At 64.6% G+C, this 14,829-nt stretch carries 19 protein-coding genes; 11 read left to right on the top strand and 8 right to left on the bottom strand.

Annotated features, from left to right (window positions below; translation table 11 throughout):
* Positions 1-66: 66 nt before the first annotated feature.
* From AB0N72_RS15115 to AB0N72_RS15105, 3 genes are read right to left on the bottom strand one after another with little or no spacing between them, the layout of a single operon-like run.
* Positions 67-1,878 (bottom strand): thiamine pyrophosphate-requiring protein, encoded by a 1,812-nt coding sequence (locus AB0N72_RS15115; protein ID WP_363931183.1) that lies wholly within the window; start codon positions 1,876-1,878, stop codon positions 67-69.
* Positions 1,875-2,711, bottom strand: a complete 837-nt coding sequence (locus AB0N72_RS15110; protein ID WP_363931182.1) for a TIM barrel protein — start codon at positions 2,709-2,711, stop codon at positions 1,875-1,877. The genes AB0N72_RS15115 and AB0N72_RS15110 overlap by 4 nt, the downstream gene beginning before the upstream one ends.
* Positions 2,708-3,859, bottom strand: a complete 1,152-nt coding sequence (locus AB0N72_RS15105; RefSeq protein ID WP_363931181.1) for a Gfo/Idh/MocA family oxidoreductase — start codon at positions 3,857-3,859, stop codon at positions 2,708-2,710. The genes AB0N72_RS15110 and AB0N72_RS15105 overlap by 4 nt, the downstream gene beginning before the upstream one ends.
* Positions 3,860-4,338: 479 nt before the next feature.
* On the opposite strand from AB0N72_RS15105, the gene AB0N72_RS15100 reads away from it, so the two are divergent.
* Entirely contained in the window at positions 4,339-5,325 is a 987-nt protein-coding gene (locus AB0N72_RS15100; RefSeq protein WP_363931180.1) for a LacI family DNA-binding transcriptional regulator, read from the top strand.
* A gap of 15 nt (positions 5,326-5,340) precedes the next feature.
* Here the strand turns inward: AB0N72_RS15100 and AB0N72_RS15095 are convergent, their stop codons facing one another.
* Positions 5,341-5,505, bottom strand: coding sequence for a hypothetical protein (locus AB0N72_RS15095; protein ID WP_363931179.1), 165 nt, complete (start codon positions 5,503-5,505; stop codon positions 5,341-5,343).
* Positions 5,506-5,638: 133 nt separating this feature from the next.
* Here AB0N72_RS15095 and AB0N72_RS15090 point away from each other — a divergent pair, with 133 nt between their 5' ends.
* Genes AB0N72_RS15090 through AB0N72_RS15080 form a run of 3 tightly spaced genes read left to right on the top strand, consistent with a single transcriptional unit; the run spans position 5,639 to position 8,006 of the window.
* Complete coding sequence (locus tag AB0N72_RS15090) at positions 5,639-6,457, top strand: hypothetical protein (protein WP_363931178.1); 819 nt, start codon at positions 5,639-5,641, stop codon at positions 6,455-6,457.
* Positions 6,441-7,190, top strand: coding sequence for a 5-oxoprolinase subunit PxpA (locus tag AB0N72_RS15085; protein ID WP_363931177.1), 750 nt, complete (start codon positions 6,441-6,443; stop codon positions 7,188-7,190). The genes AB0N72_RS15090 and AB0N72_RS15085 overlap by 17 nt, the downstream gene beginning before the upstream one ends.
* Positions 7,191-7,229: 39 nt before the next feature.
* On the top strand, positions 7,230-8,006 hold the full coding sequence (locus AB0N72_RS15080) for a biotin-dependent carboxyltransferase family protein (RefSeq protein ID WP_363931176.1): 777 nt from the start codon (positions 7,230-7,232) through the stop codon (positions 8,004-8,006).
* A 12-nt stretch (positions 8,007-8,018) separates the two neighbouring features.
* Here the strand turns inward: AB0N72_RS15080 and AB0N72_RS15075 are convergent, their stop codons facing one another.
* Positions 8,019-8,456, bottom strand: coding sequence for a VOC family protein (locus tag AB0N72_RS15075; protein WP_363931175.1), 438 nt, complete (start codon positions 8,454-8,456; stop codon positions 8,019-8,021).
* 48 nt (positions 8,457-8,504) lie between these two features.
* Positions 8,505-9,860 carry a DUF445 family protein gene (locus tag AB0N72_RS15070; protein WP_363931174.1) on the bottom strand — a complete coding sequence of 452 codons (1,356 nt, stop codon included), beginning with the start codon at positions 9,858-9,860 and terminating at the stop codon, positions 8,505-8,507.
* Positions 9,861-9,910: 50 nt separating this feature from the next.
* On the opposite strand from AB0N72_RS15070, the gene AB0N72_RS15065 reads away from it, so the two are divergent.
* From AB0N72_RS15065 to AB0N72_RS15050, 4 genes are read left to right on the top strand one after another with little or no spacing between them, the layout of a single operon-like run.
* Complete coding sequence (locus AB0N72_RS15065; protein ID WP_363931173.1) at positions 9,911-10,798, top strand: glycerophosphodiester phosphodiesterase family protein; 888 nt, start codon at positions 9,911-9,913, stop codon at positions 10,796-10,798.
* A gap of 46 nt (positions 10,799-10,844) precedes the next feature.
* The gene (locus AB0N72_RS15060) at positions 10,845-11,276 is read left to right on the top strand and encodes a hypothetical protein (RefSeq protein WP_363931172.1); all 432 of its coding nucleotides are present in this window, start codon (positions 10,845-10,847) and stop codon (positions 11,274-11,276) included.
* A complete protein-coding gene (locus AB0N72_RS15055) occupies positions 11,273-12,031 on the top strand; it encodes an AzlC family ABC transporter permease (RefSeq protein ID WP_363931171.1) in 759 nt (252 codons plus the stop codon). Before AB0N72_RS15060 ends, AB0N72_RS15055 begins: the two co-directional genes overlap by 4 nt.
* Positions 12,028-12,339 (top strand): AzlD domain-containing protein, encoded by a 312-nt coding sequence (locus AB0N72_RS15050; protein WP_363931170.1) that lies wholly within the window; start codon positions 12,028-12,030, stop codon positions 12,337-12,339. The genes AB0N72_RS15055 and AB0N72_RS15050 overlap by 4 nt, the downstream gene beginning before the upstream one ends.
* A 47-nt stretch (positions 12,340-12,386) precedes the next feature.
* Here AB0N72_RS15050 and AB0N72_RS15045 read toward each other — a convergent pair whose 3' ends face one another.
* Positions 12,387-13,016 (bottom strand): helix-turn-helix domain-containing protein, encoded by a 630-nt coding sequence (locus tag AB0N72_RS15045; RefSeq protein WP_363931169.1) that lies wholly within the window; start codon positions 13,014-13,016, stop codon positions 12,387-12,389.
* Between the two features lie 91 nt (positions 13,017-13,107).
* Between AB0N72_RS15045 and AB0N72_RS15040 the strand changes: the two genes are divergently transcribed.
* The 3 genes from AB0N72_RS15040 to AB0N72_RS15030 are packed head-to-tail and all read left to right on the top strand — an operon-like array spanning position 13,108 to position 14,656.
* Positions 13,108-13,440, top strand: a complete 333-nt coding sequence (locus AB0N72_RS15040) for a thiamine-binding protein (RefSeq protein WP_363931168.1) — start codon at positions 13,108-13,110, stop codon at positions 13,438-13,440.
* Between the two features lie 40 nt (positions 13,441-13,480).
* Positions 13,481-14,152 (top strand): O-methyltransferase, encoded by a 672-nt coding sequence (locus AB0N72_RS15035; RefSeq protein WP_363931167.1) that lies wholly within the window; start codon positions 13,481-13,483, stop codon positions 14,150-14,152.
* Between the two features lie 45 nt (positions 14,153-14,197).
* A complete protein-coding gene (locus tag AB0N72_RS15030) occupies positions 14,198-14,656 on the top strand; it encodes a GNAT family N-acetyltransferase (RefSeq protein ID WP_363931166.1) in 459 nt (152 codons plus the stop codon).
* A 1-nt stretch (position 14,657) separates the two neighbouring features.
* Here AB0N72_RS15030 and AB0N72_RS15025 read toward each other — a convergent pair whose 3' ends face one another.
* On the bottom strand, positions 14,658-14,810 hold the full coding sequence (locus AB0N72_RS15025) for a hypothetical protein (protein WP_363931165.1): 153 nt from the start codon (positions 14,808-14,810) through the stop codon (positions 14,658-14,660).
* Positions 14,811-14,829: the final 19 nt, after the last annotated feature.

The raw sequence follows: 14,829 nt of genomic DNA, 5'->3' as shown, positions 1-14,829 counted from the left end.
TTGCCGCCGTCGTGCTTCATGTGAAGCACGACGGCGGTAGGCGGCTTTTGCCGTTAAGGGCGGCGGTTACTTGCCCCTCAACTCCGCTTCGCCCTCCGCGTACGTGTCCAGCAGCCGGCGCGCATGCCCGCCCGCGGAACCTTCCTGCGTCAAGGCGGACCGCATGCCCTCGAGCTTCTGTTCGCCGGCAGGGAAGGGCGGGAGGAGCGGAATGCCAGGATCGGTCAAAACCTCAAGGACCACAGGACGGTCCATGGAAAGGGCATTATCCCAGGCCTCGCCGAGCTTGGTTGGGTCCTCCACGCGCACTCCTGCCAGCCCGAGGAGCTCCGCGTAGGCCGCAAAGGGGAAGTCCGGGAGTTCCTGGCTTGCGGGGAAGCGGGGCTCGGCCTCGGTTTCGCGCTGCTCCCATGAGACCTCGGCGAGGTCCCGGTTGTTGAAGACGCAGACCACGAACCGTGGATCTGCCCAGCCGCGCCAGCGGTGTGCCACCGTGATGAGCTCGGCGACCCCGAGCATCTGCATTCCGCCGTCCCCGGCCAACGCCAACACGGGCCGTTCGGGATGGGCCAGCTTCGCGGCGAGCCCGTAGGGAATGGCGCATCCCATGCTGGCGAGCGTGCCGCTGAGGTGGGCGGGGACTCCTGGCGGAAGGACCAATTGGCGCGCGTACCAGTAAACGCAACTGCCGACGTCGACACTCAGTTGTGCGTTGCCCGGAAGCCGGCCGGTAAGCTCGCGGACCACCAACTCCGGATTAACCGGCTCGGCCGGTACGTTGGCGCGGTCCTCGGAGAGTTGGCGCCAGGCACGGACCTGGTGCTCGACGTCGGAACGCCACTGGCTGCGCTGGGCTTCCTTTTCCTGCTGCCTGGCATCGAGGCGGACCGCCAGCTGGCGCAGGGTTTCTGCGGCGTCCCCCACCAGTCCCACCTCCACTGGGTAACGGTTGGCAATCTTGCGGCCGTCGATATCGATTTGAACGGCCCGCGCCTGCCCCGGCTTGGGGTAGAACTCGGTCCATGGGTCGTTGGAACCGATGATGAGCAGGGTGTCGCAGTTCTCCAGGAGGTGCGCGCTGGCGGTTGTGCCGAGGTGGCCCATGGTTCCTGTGGCGAAGGGGAGGGTTTCGTCCACGTAGGGTTTGCCCAGGAGGCTGGTGGTGATGCCCGCGTTGAGCTTCCCGGCCAGCTGCACCACCTCTTCCTGCGCGTTGCGGGCCCCTTGTCCCACGAATAACGCGATCCGCTCACCTTGGGACAGGATCTCCGTTGCGGCGTCGAGTTCTTCGTCGCGGGGCATCACGCGGGCGGGGTGCCAGACGGGGGCGGTGACCACAATGCCGTGTTCGGGCTCGAGCGCTGGTGCCTCGGCGGTCTGCAGGTCGTGCGGGACGATGACTACGCAAGGAGTTCGCGTTTCGAGGGCAGTGCGGAAGGCCCGGTCGATCAGCATGGGAACCTGCTCGGGGGAACTGGCGAGTTGTGCGAACTGGGCAGCTACGTCTTTGAAGAGCGTGAGGAGGTCGATTTCCTGCATGTAGGCCGAACCCAGCACGGTCCGGCTCTGTTGCCCGATGATCGCGACTACTGGAACCCCGTCCATCTTCGCGTCGTAGAGTCCGTTTAGCAGGTGGACCGCGCCCGGGCCCTGGGTGGAGGTGACCACGCCAACGCCGCCGGTGTATTTCCCGTGGCCCACTGCCATGAATGCTGCAGCTTCCTCGTGCCGGGCTTGGACGAACTCCATCTCGCCTTCAGTTCGGCGCAGCGCTCCCATGAAGCCGTTGATGCCATCGCCGCTGTAGCCGAATACTCTGTCAACGCCCCATGCCTTGAGCCGTTCCACGATCAGATCCGAAACCGTTCGCTGAGTCATGAACCCATAGTAAGCATACTGATGGATCTTGTGGCAGGGCGCGTAGGTGAGAATGCTGCGCGGAAGGCGGCGAGGGCGGCATCGCCCGCTTCGATGCCCTGGCCGCCGATCGCACCGGCTTCCATCCCGATCACGCCTTCATATCCGGCACTGCGCAGGGCCGCCGCGATCCCCGGATAATTGATCTCTCCGGTGCCGGGTTCGAAGCGGCCCGGAACATCGGCTACCTGGATTTCGCCGGTGTATGGTTGGGCCGCGCGGAGCAGTTCGATCAGGTTTCCTTCGCCGATTTGGGCGTGATAGAGATCCAGCATCATCTTCACGTTGGGGTGGTCCACGGCTTGCACCAAAGCCAGTGTGTCCTTGGCGCGGGCAAGGGGTGTCCCCGGATGGTCCAGGATGGTGTTCAGGTTCTCCAAGGCGAACGTGATGCCATGCTTCGAACCCAAGGCGCCAAGCTTTTCCAATGTGCGCAGGCCGGTCAGCCACATCCCGCCCGTTGAACGGTAAGTGGGCCTTACCGCACGGCCGCCCTCACCGAGTTCGGCGGGGTGCACCACCATCCGCTCCACCCCCAGCTCCAACGCTGTGGGTATCAACTTTTCGGCCGAGGCCAGGACGTCGTGCGCGTTCAAGGGGTCGATCACGCTGCCACCAAAGTAACCGCTCATGGAGGAAAACCTCGCCCCTGTACGGGCCAGCGCGGTGATGTCCCGCCCGCGGGTGTCCCAGAGTTCAACCTCGAAGCCGTGCCCGTGAATCCGGCGAACCCGGTCAATCAGCGGCAGCTCCCCGTAGACCATTTCGGCGCAGACGGCCAGGCGGAAACTCATGCGGAAGCCCCGGCGTGTGCAAACTTCACGGCCGACCCGGCAGGCTGCAGCTCTGCAATCTCCGAAATCGCGACAGGCAAACCTGTATCCGCCGATTTGAACGCGGCAAGTGCCACGGCCAACGCATTCCGCGCGTCAACTCCACCCGGCGCCGCCACGGCGGCAGGCGAGTGGGCCGCCGTCGAACGCTTCCCAGAGTAGCCGCGCCGCGCCGCGACGTCGTCCGCGAAGTGGGCCAGCTCCGCGGTGTAGGCGTCGTGGAAGAGGTGGATGTTCAGGCGTGAAGTCTCGGAGGCAATGCCCGCGGCGGTGTAGCTGGTGGCGTTGGTGGCCTGCGGCGTGCCGGCGGTGACCATGCCTGCGGAGCCGAAAACCTCGCCGCGGACGTCGTACCCATAAAGCGCGTTGAAGTTCGCCTCGGCAACCGCGATGGCGCCGTTGCTGTAGGTGACGGTCACGACGGCGGTATCCAGCAGGCCGCCCGCTTTCGCCTCTGGTGCCACCAGGGCATCGGCGACGGCGTGGACCTTGACCGGAACTGCGCGTGGGTTGAGCCAATTAAGTGTGTCGAAGTCATGGATGAGGGTTTCCAGGAAGATGGTGCCGGGGGCGATGCGCTCCGGATTGCTGATCCCGGCCTCGGTCCCGGGATCACGGGTGAGGGAGCGGAGCAATTGCGGGGTGCCCACGGCGCCGTTATCGATCAACGCGCGGGCCGCCGCGAAGTCTCGGGAGTAGCGCCGGTTGAAGCCAAAGCGGAGAACGACGCCGGCACTCGCCGCGGCGTCGATGGCGGCGTCCAGTTCATCCAGGGTCCGCCCGCCGGGCTTTTCGCAGAAGACGTCCTTGCCTGCCTTCGCGGCGGCCGTGATCAGCTCGGAGTGGAACCGCATGGGTGAGGAGATGAGGACGGCATCTACGTCAGGGTCGGCCAGGACGTCGGCCACATCGGTGCTGATTTTGGCCACGCCGAGCTTGTCTGCAAGTTCTTCGACGGCGCGAAGAACCGGATCGGCGATGGCTTCGAGGCGGGCATTCGGGACGCGGCGGGCGATGGATTCGGCATGGAACTTGCCGATCCAGCCTGCGCCGATGACCGCGATGCGGACGGGCTGGTCTTCCTGGACCGGGTGCGGGAGATACGTCATTGGGTGCTCCTCGTGAGGTTCTCTAGATCGTTCTAGTTGCTCCATGTTTGCACGAACGGGACGGGTTCGTCTAGATCGTTCTAGTAGGCACCGAAAAAATGGGCGCATCCCTCATTACTCCGTTGGCCTGTTCGGAAAACCATCCAACGGGCGCGTGCCAAGCGGAGATTTTTCGCCCAGAGATCCCCGCCGGAAAATATTCTTCGAAACTCCGCGTCATGTTTTCCGAGGTCAGAGTACATATCCAGTGCCCATGTCATTGACCGCGTACAGCGCCGTTGCCCTTTTCGGCTGCGTCGCGCGTCATCGGCACAGTAAGCAGCGATGGGTGTGGCGGGTTCTGGGGCCCGCCCGGGGCGCCATCGCTGCGTGAACGGGCTAGTGCGGTCGGTCGTCTGAGTCGCGACCGGCCGCACGATCCGTTATGGGTCGGGGCCGGTAGATCGTTCTATAGACTGGCTCCCGAGCAGAGGAGAGCCATGACGGGCAAACGGCCTACCTTGATGGACGTCGCGGAAGCGGCAGGTGTGTCCCGCGCCTTGGTTTCCATCGTCATGCGTGATGCTCCAGGCGCGTCGGACGCTACCCGGCTCAAGGTGCAGGAAGCCGCCCGCGCCCTTGGCTACAGGCCGGACAGCCGTGCCCGCCTCCTCCGAAGCAACCGGACCAGGCTCCTCGGCGTCAGCTTCTCCACGGCTCAGGCCTTCCACTCCGAAATCGTGGACGCCGCTTATGCCGGCGCCGCCTTGCGGGGTTACGACATCGCGCTGAGCGCAGTGGCCAACGGCCGTTCCGAAGAACGCGCAGTGGAGTCGCTGCTGGACCTCGGATGCGAAGCCCTCATCATGATCTCCCCGGCCCTCGGAGAGCAGGAATTGGCCGGATACGCCGCTCGATTGCCGGTGGTCAGCCTCCTCCGGGACGACGTTGGCGAAGCCCTGGATTCCGTGAGCAGCGACGACCAAGCCGGCATCCGCATCGCAATCGAGCACCTCACCTCGCTGGGCCATCGCCGTATTGCCCACGTGGACGGTGGCGGGGCGGTCTCCGGACCGCAGCGCAGGCAGGCCTTCCGTGATGAAGTTGCGCGCCTCGGACTGGACGGGCGGGTGGTCCCCGGCGGCCCGACCGAAGAAGACGGCCTGCGCGCCGGCCGCGAGCTGCAGGAAGACCTGCCCACCGCCGTCGTAGCTTTCAACGACCGCTGCGCCCTGGGCGTCTGGGAGAGCTTCCGCGCGGCCGGACTCCGCGTGCCGGAGGACGTGTCAGTCCTTGGGTACGACGACAGCCAGTTCGCGCGCCTCAGCTACGTCCAGTTGTCCTCGATCAGCCAGGACGCGCCTCTGCTTGCCCACGCTGCGGTGGACCGCGCAGTGGATCGCTTGGAGGGCACGACGCCAGCCACCCACCTGGTGCGGACACCGCACCTGGTGGCGCGTCGCACCACCGGTCCGGCGCCATCGTGAACCGGATGCGTCAGCTCAGGAAGCGCCCTTTGCCGGGGCGTCGTCATCGATGTCCGGGCCTTCCGCAGGATCCTGGCTGTGCAAGCCGGTATCGTGTGGAACCCAGCCCTCGGTCTCACCCTCAGCTGGCGCGTCGGTGTGGTGCCGGATGACGTGTTCGTTCTTGTCCGGGGTGTTCATGACCGCAACTCCCTGTCCTTGCTGGACCGCTTTCGTAAGTAGCCTTAGTCTACGCCGGGCAAGGCGTGGCATAGGCTGAAACCATCAGTTCCCTGAATATTCATTTAGCTGCCAAGGACTAGGAGAGGTGAACATGCCAAAGCGCCCCAACCCTGCGGTAAAAATCGCGCAAGAGACAGCTCACAACGCGGTCTTCGATGCCGAAGGCAACACCAAGCCAGGAGTCCACAACGTGCTCCTGAAGGCTGTGGAAGTCCAACGCCCGCTGGTCCTGGCAAACCTTCGCAGGCTGCAGCGGCGATACCCCAACGACTCCCCGGCGCAGCTCGCCGCCAAACTGGAGCGCCACTACCTGTTCGCCATCTCAGGCGGAGGCGCAGCGGTAGGCGCCACCGCCGTCGTGCCTGGAATCGGAACGGCAGCGTCGCTGGGACTTTCGGCCCTCGCAACGGTTGGCTTCCTGGAAACCACGGCGCTTTACGCGTCTTCTCTGGCCGAACTCCACGGCATCCGGCTCACTGATCCTGTACGGGCACAGACCATGGTCATGGCCATCATGCTGGGTGAGGAGGGCACGTCCCTGCTCGGCGCGCTCAGTGGACAGTCGCTTGGACGCGGCAAGGGTGTCACCAACGCGTGGGGCAAGACGCTGACCAAGAAAATCCCGGGCAGCGGCTTCGGGGTCATCCGCGACACCATCCAGCGGGCGTTCCTCAAGAGCCTTATAAAGCGGCAAGGCTCCGCATTCCTCGGCCGCGCACTGCCGTTCGGCGTGGGCGCAGTGGTGGGCGGCGCAGGCAATATGATGATGGGTCGGGCCGTGGTATCCACAGCCAAGGAAGCGTTCGGACCCCTTCCGGACACCATTCCGGGTGAGCTGCTTCCCAACGCACCCAAAAATGTTCTCGAGACCCCAACACTGGAAGGCGACAACAGTGGATTTGAACGCTGATCTGGGGGAGTCCTTCGGCTCCTGGACCATGGGCGACGACGCCTCGATGTTCCGCATCGTTAGCAGCGCCAACGTGGCCTGCGGATTCCATGCCGGGGACCCCCTGACCATGCTGGACAGCTGCCGTGCCGCGTTCGAACTCGATGTGCGCGTTGGTGCGCACGTGGGATACCGGGACCTTGCGGGCTTTGGCCGTCGCTCCTTGGACATGACGTTCGACGAACTGTTCGGCGACGTGCTCTACCAACTGGGAGCCTTGGACGGGATGGCCCACGCGGTGGGAGCCTCGGTGGACTACGTGAAGCCGCACGGCGCGCTCTACAACAGGATCGTCCGGGATGCCGAGCAAGCCGAAGCTGTGGTTGCGGCCGTCCACGCGTACGATCCCGGCCTCCCGGTGCTGGGCCTGCCGGGTTCTGCCTGGCTCACCTTGGCCGAGGAAGCCGGCCACCCCGTCTTCCGGGAAGCGTTCGTGGACCGTGCCTACCTGCCGGACGGAACGCTGGTTCCCCGCACCCAGGACGGCGCCGTGCTGCACGACCCCGACGCCGTGGTGGCGCAGGCCGTGCGACTGGCCACCCGTAAGGAAGTACTCGCCATTGACGGCACCGTTGTGCCTGTTCAAGCCGATTCCTTGTGCATCCACGGTGATACACCTGGAGCCGTAGCAATGGCCGCCGCTGTCCGCGAAGGCCTTGAGCAGGCCGGCGTGGACATTGAGGCCTTCGCCTGATTTTGCAGGGACGGCAGGATCCGTGAGCAGGGAGGCCCTATGGGCGCAGTAGTGGTGGACCCAGGGACGTCCAGCCTGGTCCTTGACCCGGGGCACGTCCTCGATCGTGGCTCCATGAACCTGGCCAACGCGCTGCTGGGCAACTCCGATACCGCGCCGGGCCTTGAGGTGCTGGTGGGAGGGTTGAAGCTCCGCTTTGTCACCGGCTCGGCTGTTGCTGTGACAGGTGCCGAGGGAGTGGTGACCCTCAACGGCGACGAACTTCCATTGAACAAACCCGTCCGCGTGGCTCCCGGAGCGGTGCTGGCTTTTGGCCCGGCGATGTTCGGGATCCGTTATTACGTCGCCGTGCAGGGCGGATTCTCCGGGCCGGCCGGTAGGCTCCAGGCTGGCTCGGCTGTGGCATTCGGGAAGGCGCAGGGCCACGGCTTTCCCCACATCAACCAGACAGCCCGCCGGGCCTTGGACCCGGAACGGCCGGTGGTTGCCCGGATTACGCGCGGTCCGCACCTGCCCAATTACGACGCCGGGATGTGGCTTCGCCTGACCACGGAACCTTGGGTTCTCTCGCCGGAGTCAGACCGGGTGGGTGCCCGGCTGGCGGGCCGCCCGCTTCAGGTGCCCACGGCTCCAGCACCCCAGCCCCAACCGTTGGCCGTGGGCGCGGTGGTGTTGCCGGCGTCGGGCCTTCCGGTCATCGCCCTCGCGGACCGGCCCGCCACCGCTAAGTCGCCCGTGGTGGCTCTGGTGCGGGACGAGGATTTGGACCTGATCGGCCAAGCCAGGCCGGGGCAGATGGTGCATCTCCTGGGCTGACTATCTCAGCCTTCAGTCCTTTTGCAGTTCCTGCGCCAGCATGACCAGGATGCCGCTGGGTCCGCGAAGGTACGTCAGCTTGTAGATGTCCTGATAGTTCGCCACACCGCGCAAGGGCGTGCAGCCGTGCTTGGCAGCGATCTCCAAAGCGGCGTCGATGTCGTCCACTGAGAAGGCAACGCGGTGCATCCCGATTTCGTTGGGGAGGGTCGGGTTCGTTTCGATCGCGTCCGGGTGGAGGTACTCGAAGAGCTCCAGTTGGCCGTGGCCGTCCGGGGTTTGGAGTACGGCAATCTTGGCGTGGTTCCCATCGAGTCCCACCGCAGTGTCTGCCCACTCGCCGCTCACGGTGTCCCTGCCCAGCACCGTCAGGCCCAGATCGGTGAAGAAGGCGATTGTTTCTTGAAGATCCCGGACCGCGATCCCGACGTTCTCAAGTTTGATAGGCATGCGTTGAACGTACCAAGGCCCGCTGGATAGCTCCAGAGCACGGGCGCCTCACCCAAAGAGCAGATGCGCCACCGTGAAAATAGCCAACCCTGCCAACGCCCCAACGACCGTTCCGTTGATGCGGATGTACTGAAGGTCCTTGCCCACCTGGAGTTCGATTTTTTGCGAGGTTTCCTCGGCATCCCAGCGCGCAACGGTGTCAGAGATGACCCCGGCAATGTCTGAGCGATACGTGTTCACGAGATACCCGGCGGCATCGCCGATCCAGGTGTTGACTTTGCCTGCCAATTCCTCGTCGTTGACCAGGCGCGTACCGAAGTCGCGCACGGCGCTCTTGAAGCGCTGGCTCAGTTCGCTGTCGGGATCGTCGACGGCGTTGAGCAGCGCGGTTTTGACCGTTCCCCACGTGCGGGAGGCCAGTTCGCGGACCTCCGGGTCGCCGAGGATCTGCGCCTTGATGCTTTCCGCCCGCTCGATCATGGCCGGATCGTGTTGCAGGTCCTGGGCGAGGTCGGTGAGGTAGGCGTCGATTGATTGGCGGACCTGGTGGTTCTGGTCGGCCTGGACGGCGCGGACAAATTTGGACAGTTCCACGTGCACGCGGTCTCCCACCAGCCCGTCGACGAACGTCGGCACCCATAGTGGGGAGCGGTCCGAAACCAGCCGGTTCACCGTTGCATGGTTGGCGTCCACCCAGTCGGCGGCGCGGTCCACCAACAAGTCCACCAGCCTGTGATGATGACCGTCGGCGAAGATCCGTTCGGCCATCCTTCCTACGGGCGGCCCCCACGGCGGGGTGACTAGGTGCTTGCGGACCATGCCCTCGATGACTGCCTGCACGTCGTCGTCGTTCAGGACCGTAAACGCGCCGCGGATCACGGCACCGCCCTCTTTGGCTACGCGTTCAGCGCCCCCGCGACCTGAGAGCCAGTGCCCGGCCTTGCGGGCAATGTCGATGCTCGCCAACTTCTCCTGCACAACTTCCTGGGAGAGGAAGTTGCTCTCCACGAACTCACTCAAGGACTCGCCGATCTGGTCCTTTCGCCGCGGAATGATGGCTGTGTGCGGAATCTTCAATCCCATGGGGTACTTGAACAGGGCCGTCACGGCGAACCAGTCCGCCAAGGCACCCACCATGCCTCCCTCGGCGGCCGCGCGGACATATTCCAGCCACGGATACTGCTTCTGGAATGCGAAGGCCACCGTGAAAATCACCGCCATGGCAATGAGGAGTCCCAGCGCCAAACGCTTCATGCGCAGGAGCGCCGCGGCCTTGTCCCGCTCACTGGCAGAAAGATCGACGACGGCGGCACGGCCCCGCGCGCTGGCCGAACCTGCCTGCGGGGGTACTGGGCCCGTTGTGGTGACGTCTTCAGTTGGGATTCGCTCAGAGTTCACCTGCATTAGCCCAGCGTAGTCCCCGTTGATACCGTGGCGTGGGCTACCGTGTCTGCATGACTAGCGACGACTTTGCCCCCGCACGGCCCAAGGTCTACGCCCATCGCGGTGCCAGCGCCGCCTTCGCCGAGCACACCCGTGCTGCGTACCTGAAGGCAATCGCCGATGGCGCCGACGGTGTGGAGTGCGACGTCCATCTGACTCGTGACCAACATGTTGTCCTGCTTCACGATGCCAACCTGGACCGCACGTCCACGGGCACGGGGCCTGTCTCCGAACACACTTTGGAGCAGCTCCGGTCCCTGGACTTCTCGTCGTGGAAGGGCGCGCGCATTCCAGACGCCTATGGGGGAGTGGCCGACCAGTTCCTTACCTTGCCGGAACTGTTGGACATCCTCCGGGGAGCAGGCAGGGACATTGGCCTGGCGATCGAACTCAAGCATCCGAGCCCCTACGGCCTCAAGCTCGAAGACCGGCTGCTGGCCCTCCTGGAGGATGAGGGCTGGTCCGCTGAAGAATCGCGGTTGGAGAATATACAGATCTCGTTCATGAGCTTCGATTCGGACTCCATCCAACGCTTGCTGGAGTCTGTTCCCGGGCGTCACATCTGCCAGTTGGTGGATGATTTCAGCGTTCAGGAAATCCGTCAGGAGCTTGGCTTGGGCTTCCTCACCGGTGGTGCGGTAGCGAACGTCATGAAGGCAGCGCAGGAGGACGCCGAGCGTGTCCTGGACGAAGGACAGGTGGGCATCGCCGGACCGGGCATCGACTACGTGCGGGAACATGCCCGGAACGTCCAGCGCTGGTTGGAAGCGGGCCGCATCTTCCGGGTGTGGACCGTGGACTCCGAGAAGGACGTGGCGCTGTGCCAAGGGCTCGGCGTCCAGGAGATCACTACCAACAGGCCCGCGCAGGTGCTCGCCCAGCTGATGGTGTCCAGCTAAGCGGTCCTGGCTTTGGGGGCCACTCTGCTTGTGATTGAGTGGTCTCATGCCTTTTCGCTGGTCAGCCCAAGCAACCCGTACCACCTCTTCAGTAGCCCTGAGTGCCTTGCTCCTGGCCAGCGCCGCGAAGCACTTCCGCACGCCGTCGTTCTACAACCAGGTGGTGCCGGATTACTTGTGCCGCAAGGATGAAGCGGGAGCCTCGAACGGTCCTTTGGCCGTCATGTCCCGGGAGGAATGGATTGCGTCCTCGGGCCTGCTGGAGGCCGCGGCCGCCGTCGGTCTCCTGGTCCCCGGCACACGCAAGGCTGCCGCGAACGCAACCACCACCATGTTCATTGCATTCCTTGCCGGGCATATTGATGCCTTGCGTCGTGCCTACGGGCCGGAGGGTTCGGAAAAAGCGCGCCGCGTCCACACAGTCCGCCTGCCTTTGCAGCTTCCACTGATCCTGTGGTCCTGGAGCCTTCGCAAATGAGCAGCGGTTCGGTTCCCGTGAAGTTGAAGGAGTCGCCGGCCTTCAAGATTGCCCTGTCCCTGAGCATCGCCACGGGGCTGTATGGCGTTTCTTTCGGTGCTCTGTCCGTGGCCTCCGGGTTCGATTTCTGGCAGACCATGGTGCTGAGCCTCCTGCTGTTCAGCGGGGGATCCCAGTTCGCGTTTATTGGGGTGGTGGCCGGAGGAGGGTCCGGTGTCGCCGCCATGACGGCCAGCGCACTGCTGGGTTTGCGCAACGGAATTTATGGAATGCAGATCAATGCCATGCTCCGTCCCGGGGGCTGGAAGCGCTACGTCTCTGCCCACGTCACCATCGACGAATCGACGGCAACCGCTTCCGGCCAGTCCGATCCCGCTGAGCAGGCCCGCGGCTTCTGGACGGCAGGAATAGGAATATTCATCTTGTGGAATATCTTCACTGCCGTCGGCGCATTGGCCGGCGATGCCATGGGTAATCCCAAACAGTGGGGTCTGGATGGGGCAGCCGTGGCCGCCTTCCTTGCCCTGTTGTGGCCGCGGCTTAAGGGCCGCCAGCCCTGGGCTATCGCAGCAGCCTGCGCCCTGGCCACCGTTCTGGCTGTCCCGTTTGTCCCCTCGGGGGTTCCGATCCTGGTGGCGGCTTTGGTGGCCGGGGTGATCGGTTGGTTCAGCCATGCGCGCCTGGATGAGGGACTCGAACCGGATCTGGACCCGTACGCGGAAAAGCACCGGCACGGACACGGGGGTACGAAGTGAATCTTTGGCTCTGGATCCTCATTGCTTGCGCGCTGGCGTATCTGACCAAGTTGGTTGGCTACTTCGTGCCTGCCAAGCTGCTGGACAACCCCCGCATCATGCACGTTGCCGGGACCATGACCATTGGCCTGCTGGCATCCCTGACAGTGGTTAACGCCGCGGCTTCGGGACAGGGATTGGTTCTCGACGCCCGAGTCGGCGCCCTGGTGGCTGCCGCCGTCGCACTATTGCTCCGCGCGCCGTTCCTGGTGGTAGTCATCTCGGGCGCAGCAGCCGCAGCATTGCTGCGTCTGCTGGGCTGGGGCTAGCGGTACTGCGGAAGCGGAGGTGGCCATAGCCCCTGGGGTGATCGGACTCAGAGGCCCTCGGTCAGCGTCACTCCGGGAATTGCCGACTGTTCGGGCAAAGGCCTGGACGGGCGTTCGGTACGGATGGCGTCCTCGATCAATGCCACTGGGCGCTTCCAGGCTTCCGAGCCCGGCTCCATGGTGTCCACTGCGCCGATGAGCATCGCCACCAATCGGACCATGTCCTCGATGGTGATGTCGCGGCGAAGGGAACCTTGGCCCTGTCCACGCTCCAAAAGGGTGGCCATGGACCCGATGAGCCCACCGGTAATGCCCATGAGGAGTCCTCGGCGTCCAGCCACCGCATCCAGGAGGTTGGCGTCTTCGCTGGCCACCCGCATCACGGCGTCAATGACATTGATAAGGCCCTCGGCGGCGTCCATGCCGTCGGCAGCGGCGGCAGCCACGGGGTCGACGTGCTGGCGCAATTGCCGCGACAGTGCGGCCAGGACCAGTTGTTCTTTGTCCGAGAAATTGCGGAACAGTGTTGCCGGACCGACTCCGGCCGTAGCGGCAATCGTCTGCAGGGGTACGTCCGGGCCGTGTTCCCGGAAGCACTGCCGCGCGGCGGTGATGATCTTGTCCACATTGCGTGCGGCGTCTGCCCTGAGGGGCTTGCGTTCAGAGGGCTGTTCCATGGTTGCCAGCGTAGCAACGCTGGCGTACTGGCCCGTTGTTACGCGGGAGTACGTTGCTATATGACAAACCAGCACATGAAACACTGGATTCATGTTGCTTGCATTCTCAGTTGCCCCTTCGGGCCAGCCCGCGTCCGCCGTCAACGGGGGGCCTGCCCCCGATGCCTCCGTCCACGACGCTGTTGCCGCCGCCGTCAAGATCGTCCGTGAGTCGGGTTTGCCCAATCAGACCGACTCGATGTTCACCACCATCGAAGGCGAGTGGGATGAGGTTTTCGACGTCGTCAAGCGCGCCACCGAGGCGGTTGGGCGCTACGGAAGCCGCGTCTCGCTGGTCATCAAGGCAGACATCCGCCCCGGGTACAGCGGTGAGCTGACCGGCAAGGTGGAGCGCCTCGAAGACGCCATCTCCGCCACGGAGTAGGTGCTTTCCCCGGCGCGCCGTGAGTGCAAGACTGGGGCCCATGATTGAACACGTGGCCGAACCGGGCTGGGTTGACGTCGAGCGTTACCTGACAGACGTCGTCGTGCATCCTGAACCTGCCCACCAGCGCGCGGTGTCTTCAGCCGTTGAGGCAGGGATGCCCGCCATCGAGGTAGCTCCCAACGCGGGCAAGCTCCTGCGGATGCTGGTGCAGCTCTCCGGTGCCCGGCGCGTTCTGGAGATAGGCACGTTGGCCGGTTTCAGTAGTATGTGGATGGCCCAGGGACTGCCCGACGACGGCAGGATCGTCACGTGCGAATACCTCCAGAAACACGCGGACGTGGCCCGTGCCAACCTGGACGCCGCCGGGGTGGGTCACAAGGTGGACATCCGGGTGGGCGCCGCCTTGGATACGTTGCCCACGCTGGCGGGCCAGGAATCGTTCGACTTTGTCTTCATTGACGCCGACAAGGAAAACGATGCCAATTACCTTGATTGGGCCATCAGGCTGGGCCACCCGGGAACGGTAATCGTGGTGGACAACGTCATTTGGGACGGGGCCATCCTGGAGCCCGGGCGGGACGAGGACAATGCGCCGGGGATTGTGAAGGCCCTGGAAATGATGGGCCAGGACCCACGCCTTGATGCCACAGCCATCCAGACCGTCGGCAGCAAGGGCTGGGACGGCTTCGCGATCGCGCGGGTCCGCTAGGTGGATTTCACGTTTCGCCGAGCAACGGTTGAGGATGCCGGGGCCATGGCCACCATGCACCTCCAGTCCTGGCGGGAGAGCTACGGGCGCCTGCTGCCCCAGGAGTTCTTCGACAAGCAGGAAGCCGGATTGAACGAGCGCGTCACGAAATACAGGGAGTCCATCGCCGCAGGCCACGCCCGGATGCTGGCGTTCGGTCCGGAGGGTGATCTTGTGGGCCTAGGCGCGGCGGGTCAGGGCCGGGATGAAGACCGCCCCTGTGAGACTGAACTTTTCATGCTTTACACGCTGGAACGGATCCACGGCCGGGGAGTGGGGCAGGCGTTGGTGGATGCCTTGATTGGCGACGGTCCCGCGTACCTGTGGGTTCTCGACGACAACCCACGGGCGCAGGCTTTCTATCGTCGGAACGGATTCGTCCCCGACGGCACGCGCCAATTGTGCGACCCGTCCTGGTACTCACTGCCGGAACACCGGATGGTGCGTCCCGGCGTCGGGCCCTGAATCAGGGCTCGCTGTTTTCGGGCTGGTCCGCATCCAGTGGCGGGTCGAGCAGGCTGGGTGGCTTGGGCACTCGCGCAAGCAGCAGGGAGACAACCGTCAGCCATGCCACTGCTGCCGTCAATACCTCCGCCCACACTGATGCTCCAAGGTTCATGAAGCGATCATAGGGCCGA

The organism is Paenarthrobacter sp. NPDC089307 (genome assembly GCF_040685055.1).
In the GTDB taxonomy this organism is placed as follows: Bacteria; Actinomycetota; Actinomycetes; order Actinomycetales; family Micrococcaceae; genus Arthrobacter.
The sequence above is the reverse complement of the archived record's forward strand: the minus strand, read 5'-3'. Positions and strand labels throughout refer to the sequence as shown.

Excerpts from the sequence above, each read along its gene's own strand:
- AB0N72_RS15115 (WP_363931183.1), bottom strand. The coding sequence starts at position 1,878 with ATGACTCAGCGAACGGTTTCGGATCTGATCGTGGAACGGCTCAAGGCA.
- AB0N72_RS15025 (WP_363931165.1), bottom strand. The coding sequence starts at position 14,810 with ATGAACCTTGGAGCATCAGTGTGGGCGGAGGTATTGACGGCAGCAGTG.
- AB0N72_RS15080 (WP_363931176.1), top strand. The coding sequence starts at position 7,230 with ATGGGCGCAGTAGTGGTGGACCCAGGGACGTCCAGCCTGGTCCTTGAC.
- AB0N72_RS15040 (WP_363931168.1), top strand. The coding sequence starts at position 13,108 with ATGTTGCTTGCATTCTCAGTTGCCCCTTCGGGCCAGCCCGCGTCCGCC.
- AB0N72_RS15110 (WP_363931182.1), bottom strand. The coding sequence starts at position 2,711 with ATGAGTTTCCGCCTGGCCGTCTGCGCCGAAATGGTCTACGGGGAGCTG.
- AB0N72_RS15055 (WP_363931171.1), top strand. The coding sequence starts at position 11,273 with ATGAGCAGCGGTTCGGTTCCCGTGAAGTTGAAGGAGTCGCCGGCCTTC.
- AB0N72_RS15045 (WP_363931169.1), bottom strand. The coding sequence starts at position 13,016 with ATGGAACAGCCCTCTGAACGCAAGCCCCTCAGGGCAGACGCCGCACGC.
- AB0N72_RS15060 (WP_363931172.1), top strand. The coding sequence starts at position 10,845 with ATGCCTTTTCGCTGGTCAGCCCAAGCAACCCGTACCACCTCTTCAGTA.
- AB0N72_RS15105 (WP_363931181.1), bottom strand. The coding sequence starts at position 3,859 with ATGACGTATCTCCCGCACCCGGTCCAGGAAGACCAGCCCGTCCGCATC.
- AB0N72_RS15075 (WP_363931175.1), bottom strand. The coding sequence starts at position 8,456 with ATGCCTATCAAACTTGAGAACGTCGGGATCGCGGTCCGGGATCTTCAA.
- AB0N72_RS15090 (WP_363931178.1), top strand. The coding sequence starts at position 5,639 with ATGCCAAAGCGCCCCAACCCTGCGGTAAAAATCGCGCAAGAGACAGCT.
- AB0N72_RS15095 (WP_363931179.1), bottom strand. The coding sequence starts at position 5,505 with ATGAACACCCCGGACAAGAACGAACACGTCATCCGGCACCACACCGAC.
- AB0N72_RS15100 (WP_363931180.1), top strand. The coding sequence starts at position 4,339 with ATGACGGGCAAACGGCCTACCTTGATGGACGTCGCGGAAGCGGCAGGT.
- AB0N72_RS15070 (WP_363931174.1), bottom strand. The coding sequence starts at position 9,860 with ATGCAGGTGAACTCTGAGCGAATCCCAACTGAAGACGTCACCACAACG.
- AB0N72_RS15035 (WP_363931167.1), top strand. The coding sequence starts at position 13,481 with ATGATTGAACACGTGGCCGAACCGGGCTGGGTTGACGTCGAGCGTTAC.
- AB0N72_RS15065 (WP_363931173.1), top strand. The coding sequence starts at position 9,911 with ATGACTAGCGACGACTTTGCCCCCGCACGGCCCAAGGTCTACGCCCAT.
- AB0N72_RS15030 (WP_363931166.1), top strand. The coding sequence starts at position 14,198 with ATGGCCACCATGCACCTCCAGTCCTGGCGGGAGAGCTACGGGCGCCTG.